At 51.2% G+C, this 8984-nt stretch carries 5 protein-coding genes and 1 pseudogene; 3 read left to right on the top strand and 3 right to left on the bottom strand.

The genetic code is table 11. From position 1 onward, the window contains the following. Positions 1-228: 228 nt before the first annotated feature. Together BWI93_RS18390 and BWI93_RS18385 are read left to right on the top strand one after the other, a co-directional pair. Positions 229-2721 (top strand): YfhO family protein, encoded by a 2493-nt coding sequence (locus BWI93_RS18390; protein WP_094813953.1) that lies wholly within the window; start codon positions 229-231, stop codon positions 2719-2721. Between the two features lie 81 nt (positions 2722-2802). Further along, positions 2803-4461 (top strand): hypothetical protein, encoded by a 1659-nt coding sequence (locus BWI93_RS18385; protein ID WP_094813951.1) that lies wholly within the window; start codon positions 2803-2805, stop codon positions 4459-4461. 20 nt (positions 4462-4481) lie between these two features. Here the strand turns inward: BWI93_RS18385 and BWI93_RS18380 are convergent, their stop codons facing one another. From BWI93_RS18380 to atpD, 3 genes and pseudogenes are all read right to left on the bottom strand, one after another. Further along, the gene (locus BWI93_RS18380; RefSeq protein ID WP_094813949.1) at positions 4482-5750 is read right to left on the bottom strand and encodes an OmpA family protein; all 1269 of its coding nucleotides are present in this window, start codon (positions 5748-5750) and stop codon (positions 4482-4484) included. A gap of 168 nt (positions 5751-5918) precedes the next feature. Beyond that, entirely contained in the window at positions 5919-6161 is a 243-nt protein-coding gene (atpC, locus tag BWI93_RS18375; RefSeq protein WP_094813947.1) for an ATP synthase F1 subunit epsilon, read from the bottom strand. A gap of 119 nt (positions 6162-6280) precedes the next feature. Continuing rightward, a pseudogene (atpD, locus tag BWI93_RS18370) lies at positions 6281-7797 on the bottom strand (F0F1 ATP synthase subunit beta). A 175-nt stretch (positions 7798-7972) separates the two neighbouring features. Between atpD and folP the strand changes: the two are divergent. Continuing rightward, the gene (folP, locus tag BWI93_RS18365; protein WP_094813945.1) at positions 7973-8824 is read left to right on the top strand and encodes a dihydropteroate synthase; all 852 of its coding nucleotides are present in this window, start codon (positions 7973-7975) and stop codon (positions 8822-8824) included. The last annotated feature ends 160 nt before the right edge of the window (positions 8825-8984 follow it).

Below are 8984 nucleotides of genomic sequence, written 5' to 3'. Positions count from 1 at the left end.
CCGCTGCTTTTTTCGGATTTGCAATTCGAAAAAAGCAGCGGAGGAGGGCGTTTTGAAAAACTGCTTGCTCATTATCTTCTGTTAGGATTCGTATCTGGTTCATCCGTTTGCTGTAGGGTACATCGTACGTTTATTCCTGCTACAGTCTCCGTCCAGTAAACCTTTTTCTCCTGCAACGCTTCACAGTCTGCCGTATCTTCTATTTTTGTGGTTTCTATCTCTGCACGCATGAAATCCACGCTAAGCAAGTTACTCCCTCATTTACTCGCCCTACTGGTTCTGTTTATACTCGCTGCTCTATACGCCTCGCCCAATTTGCAGGGCAAGGTGCTGGGCATGCACGATATTCAGCAGGCCCAGGCGGGTGCTCAGGAACTCAATGAATTTTACAAAGCAACGGGCCGCTGGGCTCTCTGGACCAATTCCATGTTCAGTGGGATGCCCGCCTACATGGTGGCCGGCGATTACCCGTACACCTTCGTTGGTAAGACCGTAGCCGTTACCTTACTCATCATTCCCGAAACCATCCGCATCGTTTTTCTGATGATGCTGGGTATGTACGTACTACTGACTACCATGGGCGTACGTCGCTGGCTGGCGGTACTTGGAGCCGTAGCTTTTGCTTTTGGTTCGTACAACATGATTTTCATTAAAGCCGGACACGTTTCCAAAATGTACGCTTTGGCTTATATGCCAGGTATTCTGGCTGGGGTAATGCTGGCTCTACGGGGCAGATACTGGATCGGTGGAGCGGTTACCGCCCTGTTTCTCTGTCTCGAACTAGCCGCGAACCACTTACAGATTACCTACTATTTTGGTCTGGCTCTGGTTCCCTATATCCTTATGGAAGCCGTCGTTCAGATCAAGGAAGGTCGCCTGAAAAACCTGATCACGGCGGGTATTGTCCTGGCGGTTTCGGCGGCTATTGGTATCGGCAGCTACGGTGGCCGTTTGCTGGTCACGCTGGACTATACGAAAGAAACCACTCGTGGCAAAACCGAACTTACCCTGGCCAAACCTACCCAACCCGGCCAGGCGGCTCCAACGGCAGAAGCAACTACCGCTCCACAAAACGGTCTGGATCGCAGCTATGCGTTTGAATACAGTTATGGAGTCGGAGAAACCCTGACTTTACTGATTCCCCGCGTCTACGGCGGAGCTACCGTTGAACCGTTGACGGATGGATCTGATACGTATAAACTCCTGGTACAACGTGGACTTGATCCGACTCAGGCCAAGCAGATTGTCGAAAATGGCATGTACACCTACTGGGGTGATCTCCCCATCAATGGTGGTCCGGCTTACGCGGGTGCAGTACTGATTTTCCTGGCCGTTCTGGGCATGTTTATCGTTCAGCATCGCATCAAATGGTGGGTCCTGGGAGCTACGATCCTGATGCTGTTCATTGCCTGGGGTAAAAACTTTGCGGCCTTCGGTGACTTCATGTTCGATCACTTCCCGCTCTATAACAAGTTCCGGGCGGTTACCATGACGCTCAGTATCATTCAGTTTCTGCTGGCTTTACTGGCGGTGCTGGCCATCGAGGTCTTACTCACACGAAAGCCCAGCTTTGCCGAAATCAAAACCGGACTCATCGCCAGCTTTGCCCTTACCGGTGGTCTGGCTCTGCTGTTGTGGCTGGTGGGCCCTTCCATCCTCGAACTACGTAAGCCTAACGAGAGCACAATGCTCGGACAAATGTTCGGCGATCCGGCATTTGGTCCGGACATTTTGCGGGCTTTGATTGAAGATCGGGGTTCCATTCTTCGGGCCGATGCGTTGCGTACCCTGATTTTTATCGTACTGGCAGCAGGTTTGGTGTGGTTGTACGTGACGAACAAGGTAAAAGAAATGGTACTGGTCGTCGCTCTGATTGCACTAACGTACTTCGATCTCTTCTTCATCGACAAGCGATATTTCAATAACGACGACTTTACCACCAAGCGGCAGGCACAGGAGCGGATTGCTCCTTCGCCCGTGGACGAACAGATTTTGCAGGATAAAAGTCTGAGTTACCGGGTCATGGATAACCGTAGTAACTTCATGAGCGATGCTACTGCTTCGTACTTCCACAAATCCCTGGGCGGATACCACGCGGCTAAACTCAAGCGATACTCGGAATTGATGGAGTATGCGTTGCCCAAAAACTTCATGGGCGTTATTAACATGCTCAACGCCAAGTACGTTATTCAACGCGATCCCCAGAGCAACCAGGACGTCGCCCAGCAGAATCCCGAAGCTTTGGGTAATGCCTGGTTCGTGCAAAATTACCGTCTGGTTCCCGATGCCAATGCGGAAATGACGGCCCTGCAAACGCTCAATCCCAAACAAACGGCCCTGATTGATCAGCGGTACGCAGGAGATTTGAAAGGTCTGACGACTATTCAGTACGATTCTACAAATACGATTCAACTGGTTGCCTACCAGCCCGATCAACTCAAGTACCAGAGTAAGGCGAAGAGCGAACAGCTGGCTGTGTTTTCGGAAATTTTCTACAAAGGCAATACCGACTGGAAATCCTACATCGATGGCAAGGAAGTGCCGCACATCCGGGTGAACTACCTCTTACGCGGTTTACGCATTCCGGCGGGTACGCATACGATTGAATTCAAGTTCGATCCCCCCGTTTGGAAAACCGGCATGACGATTGATCTGGTCAGTAACATTGCCCTGATCCTGCTCATCGTCGCGGGCGTAGTCATTGATTCCCGACGCAAGTAAGCGTATCTTTGTACGATTTTTAAACAATGGCTGGTGCTTGCATCAGCCATTTGTGTTACCCCGGTTTAACCTTGTTTTCTCATGCTGATTACCCTGCTGCTCTGGCTGTACATCTCGCTGCTTTGTCTTCTGGCGGGAGATCTGGTACGAATGGGCTTTCAGAAACTGGGCCGTACTTCTCTGGAGGTGCCGCTTCCTTTTCTGGCAATACTCGGCTGGGCGGGTCTGATGAATGGATTGGGCTATGGCTGGCTGTTGGTCCCCGTAGGGCAAGCGGTTCACCTGTTGATATTAACAGGACTATTGATAGGCGGCTGGGTTCGTCGAAACTACTGGCTTAGCGTCGTTCGGACACTACAGCTACCGCGTTCCTGGCTCTTCTGGGTAGTGAGTTTACTTGGTTTTCTCGTCATTCTGACCCGTACGACGCACCTGCCCCGCGTAGCGGATACGGGTGGCTACCACGCTCCCATGATTCGCTGGATTTCGGAATACGCCGTGGTACCGGGGCTGGCTAACGTAAACTATCGCTTTGGTTTCAACAACGCGTCCTTTCTGACCGAGGCTTTTTTCAGCCTGCGATTTCTGGGGGGCGATGCCTTTCACGTGCTCAATGGCTGGCTCATGGCGGTAGTCTGGTGCTGGGCCTTGCTCCTTTTACGAAACGTACGCTTCAAACCCAGTGAAGTACTCATTGTAGTACTGGGGGTATGGTACCTGTGGCATTCGCACTGGCGGCTCGCTTCGCCGAGTCCCGACCACCCGGCTCAGTTGCTGGTGGGTTTACTTTTTTTCCTGCTGATCCGGCAAATGGAAGCCCCCGCCAATCCGTCCGAACGCCTGCTGATGGTGTGGCTGACGTTGCTGGCGTTTACCATCAAAATGAGTACACTCGTCGCTCTACTCATTCCCCTTCTTTTATTCGTTGATGCGTTTCGCAAGAAAGATTACGCCTTCCTGCCCCGCCTGATTGCAGTAGGACTGCTCCCGCTGCTCTGGTGGCTGACGGCCAATGTAATTCTGACGGGTTACATCCTGTACCCTACGACTTCCCCCTTACTCGACTGGTTTTCGTTCGACTGGAAAGTACCTAAAATCGTCATTGAACAAGGATTACTGAATCTTTCAGGCGGTACGAAACTTAGTCCGGTGCAGGGACTATTCGATTTCAGTTGGGTACCGTACTGGTTTACCCAACAACTCGTACCCGATCAATTGCTGCTGGTATGCCTGTTTGGCTGGCCGCTATTTGCCAGTTTTCGCTGGAAGAAGACGGTTGCTTTTCTGATGCAGTATCCCAACTGGTTTTGGGTACTGGTGACGGCGTACGCCGGAGTGGCTTTCTGGTTTATCACGGCTCCGGAATTCCGCTTTGGTATGGGTTTCATCATCGCGGCTCTGGTCGTAGGGTATCTTCCCTATCCAAGGGCCGTCCCCGCTTTGTACCGTTTTGGAATCGTTGGCGTATTGAGTTTGGCCCTGCTGTATGCCTCTTTCAAGCGGCAAGCCAGTCCGCTGGTATTTCCTGATGCGTATCCAGCGGCTCAGCTGACTTCCTACCCGTTACAGGGCCAGCGAATGTACGTCGCCACGGACGATCCCCGCGTGATTCACGGCATCAAGGGGTATTGGAGTAGTTGCCAGGATGCGGCCCTGCCCTGCTCTCCGTATTATAATCCTTCGCTGCGTTTGCGGGGAACCACTTTATCGGAAGGTTTTAAAGCAGTAGAGACGCGATAATCGCGTCTCTACCTGATCTATCACTTCTTGGTTACGATGAGTTCAACCCGTCGGTTGACCTTGCGTTCCTGATCACTTTTAGCAGTACTCAGCGGCCGCGTATCACCGAAGCCTTTCGCCTCGATACGCGAGGCGTTAATCCCATTAGTGACGAGGTACCGTTTAACGGTTTCCACCCGTTCGATGGATAATTCCATGTTTTTCTGCGAATCGCCGATGGCATCCGTATGGCCTTCGAGTCGGATTTCAACCGTCGGATTTTTCTTCATCCACGCAACCACCTGAGCCAGATTTTCCTGCGATTCGATGAGTAGTACGGCTTTGCCGGTTTCAAAGAGAATGTTCTTCAATTCAATCTTGGAGCCTACTTCCGCTTTCAAATCTTCCATAGACGATGATGTAGTCGCGGGTGGAGGTGTTGGCTTAACCGGAGCAGTCGCTACGGGCGGAGCAACGGCGGGTGCAGATTGTCTTTTCCCCGTACGTAAATAGAAGTCTTTTTCTACGGCATTATCCTTCACCGTTACCGTCGCCGTCATCGTTTCGTAACCCGGTACTACCGTTGAAAGCTGATAACTTCCGGGTCGTACGCTTTTCCGAAAAACGCCCGTACTACCAATGGTTCGAAGCGTATCTGCTTTCGCTCCCGCCCGCAATACAGCGATTTTCCCTTCCAGCGGTTCTTTCGTTACGGCGTCGTACACCTGACCACTCAGCAACACCGTGGCGACTTCAGGCGTTTTTTTAGAGGCCTGAGCAACCGCTGGAGCTTTTGTATCCTTTTTCGTTTTGTCCGCTGGATTTTTAATATGAATGTGATAAAAATTCCAGCACCGCCAACCGTTTGCCCGATCCCGGCATTCGAAGAGATCAAAATCCTCCATGCCGGGTTCGAGACGTTCGAAATACACCGCGAAACTGATCACGTCCCCCGGCTGTACGTCCCGTTTATCGGGTCTTACCGGGATGCCTACGGCCTTGATGAACTTGAATGAGTACAAATTTCCCTTCTGATTCACCCGTAAATCGCTCTCTGGATCAACGGCGACGTTGCTGTACGACGTCTCCTGCATTTGCGGATTCAGTTTTCGCAACCAGCGGTCCTGAATATTCAGTGGCGGATCTTCGTACCGCATGTACACAATGGTAAACTGGCTGGTTAGCTCTACCTTGGTAATGAACACATCCGCGGCCGTTTGCCCTTCCACCCGGGGTTTCACTGTCACCTGGGCCTGCACGGCTCCGAGCAACAGAGCCCCGATCAAACTAAAAAGTAGTCGCTTTTTCATGGAATGTTGTACTTAAAATACCTTCGTTAACGCCGAACTTCATCCAAATATTTTCGGAGCAAAACTACCAAATTCCCGCTTTCGGATAAACGGCAAAAAAAATAGTCCCGCAGGTTTTAAAACTTGCGGGACTATCAGCGACTAACGCACGAAACGTTAGCACAGCTCTTATAAAATGGCTTCGGCCAGAACCAGAATCTTATTGTTGAGTACTTCCACTACGCCCCCATCTACGATGTACGTTTTCTGGCCCTCTTTTGATTCTACGATCACTTCGCCTTTACCCAGTGTACTCACCAGGGGGGCGTGATGGTTTAAGATCTGAAAGGAACCCTGCGTACCCGGAAATGAAGCCGAAGTAGCCTCTCCGGCAAAAACTTTCTTATCGGGAGTAATGATTTCGATGAACATAGTCAGTCTTCTGTTTTGAGTTTACAGCGGCCGCCGTTGCGGTTTTCAGTTTGCGGTTTTCAGTTGACTGTAAAGGCTCACCAAGCTTTCGCTGTCAACTGAAAACCAAAAACTGTAAACTATCTAGAAGCTTCTGCCAGCAGTTTCTCCCCTTTTACGACCGCGTCTTCGATCGTACCTACCAGGTTGAATGCAGCTTCTGGCAGGTGATCGTAATCACCCGACATGATTTTGTTGAAGCCTTTGATGGTTTCTTCAATCGAAACGAATACGCCTTTCAGACCCGTAAACTGCTCGGCTACGTGGAAGGGCTGAGACAGGAAGCGTTGTACGCGACGAGCCCGTGATACCGTTTGTTTATCTTCCTCTGACAATTCGTCCAGACCAAGGATGGCGATAATGTCCTGCAATTCGTTATACCGTTGCAGAATCATTTTCACGGCCATTGCACAGTTGTAGTGAGCATCACCCAATACATCCGGGCTCAGGATACGGCTGGTTGAATCCAGCGGATCCACGGCGGGATAGATACCCAGCGAAGAAAGTTTACGGCTCAATACCGTGGTAGCATCCAAGTGAGCAAACGTCGTTGCCGGAGCGGGGTCAGTCAAGTCATCCGCAGGTACGTAAACGGCCTGTACGGAAGTAATGGAACCACGCTTGGTTGACGTAATCCGCTCCTGCATGGCACCCATTTCGGTAGCCAGCGTGGGCTGATACCCTACGGCTGAAGGCATCCGGCCTAATAGAGCCGATACTTCAGAACCAGCCTGCGTAAAGCGGAAGATGTTGTCGATGAAGAACAGGATGTCGCGACCCTGACCTTCGCCGTCGCCATCGCGGAAGTGCTCAGCTACGGTAAGACCCGAAAGGGCTACCCGTGCACGTGCTCCCGGAGGCTCGTTCATCTGTCCGAACACGAGCGTAGCTTTGGAATCTTTCAACGCTTCGTCGTCTACTTTCGACAGATCCCATCCACCCGCTTCCATGGAGTGGTTGAAGCTTCGCCGTACTTGATTACGCCTGATTCAATAAACTCGCGAAGCAGGTCATTTCCTTCCCGCGTACGTTCACCTACACCAGCGAATACGGACAAACCACCGTATACTTTAGCAATGTTGTTGATCAGCTCCTGGATCAATACGGTTTTACCTACACCGGCACCACCGAACAGACCAATTTTACCTCCTTTTACGTAAGGAGCGAGCAAATCGATTACTTTAATACCCGTGAACAATACTTCCGTTGAAGTAGCCAGTTCGTCGAACTTGGGAGCGTTCCGGTGAATGGAGAGGCTGTCTTGTGCACTGGGTTGTGGCATACCGTCGATGGCATCACCTACCACGTTAAAGAGGCGACCACGGATGGCATCGCCGGATGGCATTACAATGGTCGAACCAAAGTGAAGCACCTCAATACCCCGATACAAACCTTCGGTCGCGTCCATGGCGATCGCACGTACGCGGTCTTCGCCTAAGTGCTGTTGTACTTCCAGGACGACTTTCTGACCGTTGGGTTTCGTTACTTCGAGGGCATCAAGGATTGCCGGCAAGGACGAACCTTCTTCTTCGAAACTCACGTCCACAACCGGTCCGATCACTTGGGTAATCTTACCTTTATTGACTGCGTTTGCCATTGAATATGAGTAGTTACTGGGAGATTGCAAATTTGCCCGCAAAAATAGCCCACGATTCGCGTATTGCCAAAGTCAATATTGGATATTTCCGGGAAAATTCCTGAATAGCTATTATATAGTTGTCAGAATTGGATTGCAGGCCCTTTTTAGCCCCTTCTGATCGTAATTTTACGCGATGCAAGCACTTCTTTCTACCCCATCTACGCTCAACTGCCGGGGGCAAATTGTATCCTTGAAAAAGCCGGTGGTGATGGGAATACTCAATATTACGCCCGATTCATTCCACGCCGGTAGCCGTTTTGAAGACCCGGATCGCATTCGCCAGCAGGCTCAGCAGATGCTGTCTGAAGGGGCTACTTTTCTGGATATTGGCGGATACTCCACCCGGCCCGGTGCGGCCGAAGTTTCGGAAGCAGAAGAAGTCCGTCGGGTTGTACTTGCCATAGATACCATTTTAGAAGCCTTTCCCGAAGCATTGATTTCGGTGGATACCTTCCGTTCGGGCGTTGCCCGCCGGGCCGTTGAAGCGGGAGCAGTACTGGTCAACGATGTGTCAGGTGGTTTACTGGACGAGGCGATGTTTACCACTGTTGCCGAACTCAACGTGCCCTACGTACTCATGCACATGCGGGGGACACCCCAGACGATGGGCAGTCTGAATCAATACCAAAACCTGCTGACGGAGGTCATCGATGAACTGGCTCAACGGGTACACCTGGCCCGGCAGGCCGGCATCAAGGATATTATTCTGGACCCCGGTTTTGGTTTTGCCAAAAATGCGGATCAGAATTATGAGTTGCTGGCTCAGTCCGAAGCCCTGCAAATTTTTCAGTTACCGCTCCTGATTGGCTTATCCCGCAAGAGTATGATCTGGAAAAAACTGGGTATTCCTCCCGCCGAAGCTCTCAACGGTACGACGGTGCTCAATACAATTGCTCTGCAAAAAGGAGCGAAGATCCTGCGGGTGCATGATGTACGGGAAGCCTGTGAGGTGATTCGGATTATGGAGTGGATGCAGAAGCCCTAGCGGTTGGCTAGAATGTATCTGGGCCTTGTTTGGACTAGTAGCTTATTCCCATCGCCTGTTGCTTTTACTAAATTTCGTTATTCACCTGGACGGAGTTTAGTACTATAGACAGGGCTGTTCGATAGCCCGGAAGCCTTCCAGGCTGGACCTCTCCACGACT

This window comes from Siphonobacter sp. BAB-5385 (assembly GCF_002261125.1).
Lineage (GTDB): Bacteria > Bacteroidota > Bacteroidia > Cytophagales > Spirosomataceae > Siphonobacter.
This window is presented reverse-complemented; position numbering and strand designations above follow the sequence as displayed.

What these genes read in the sequence shown, in the direction of transcription:
- BWI93_RS18380 (WP_094813949.1), bottom strand. Translation starts at nt 5,750, where the DNA reads ATGAAAAAGCGACTACTTTTTAGTTTGATCGGGGCTCTGTTGCTCGGA.
- folP (WP_094813945.1), top strand. Translation starts at nt 7,973, where the DNA reads ATGCAAGCACTTCTTTCTACCCCATCTACGCTCAACTGCCGGGGGCAA.
- BWI93_RS18385 (WP_094813951.1), top strand. Translation starts at nt 2,803, where the DNA reads ATGCTGATTACCCTGCTGCTCTGGCTGTACATCTCGCTGCTTTGTCTT.
- atpC (WP_094813947.1), bottom strand. Translation starts at nt 6,161, where the DNA reads ATGTTCATCGAAATCATTACTCCCGATAAGAAAGTTTTTGCCGGAGAG.
- BWI93_RS18390 (WP_094813953.1), top strand. Translation starts at nt 229, where the DNA reads ATGAAATCCACGCTAAGCAAGTTACTCCCTCATTTACTCGCCCTACTG.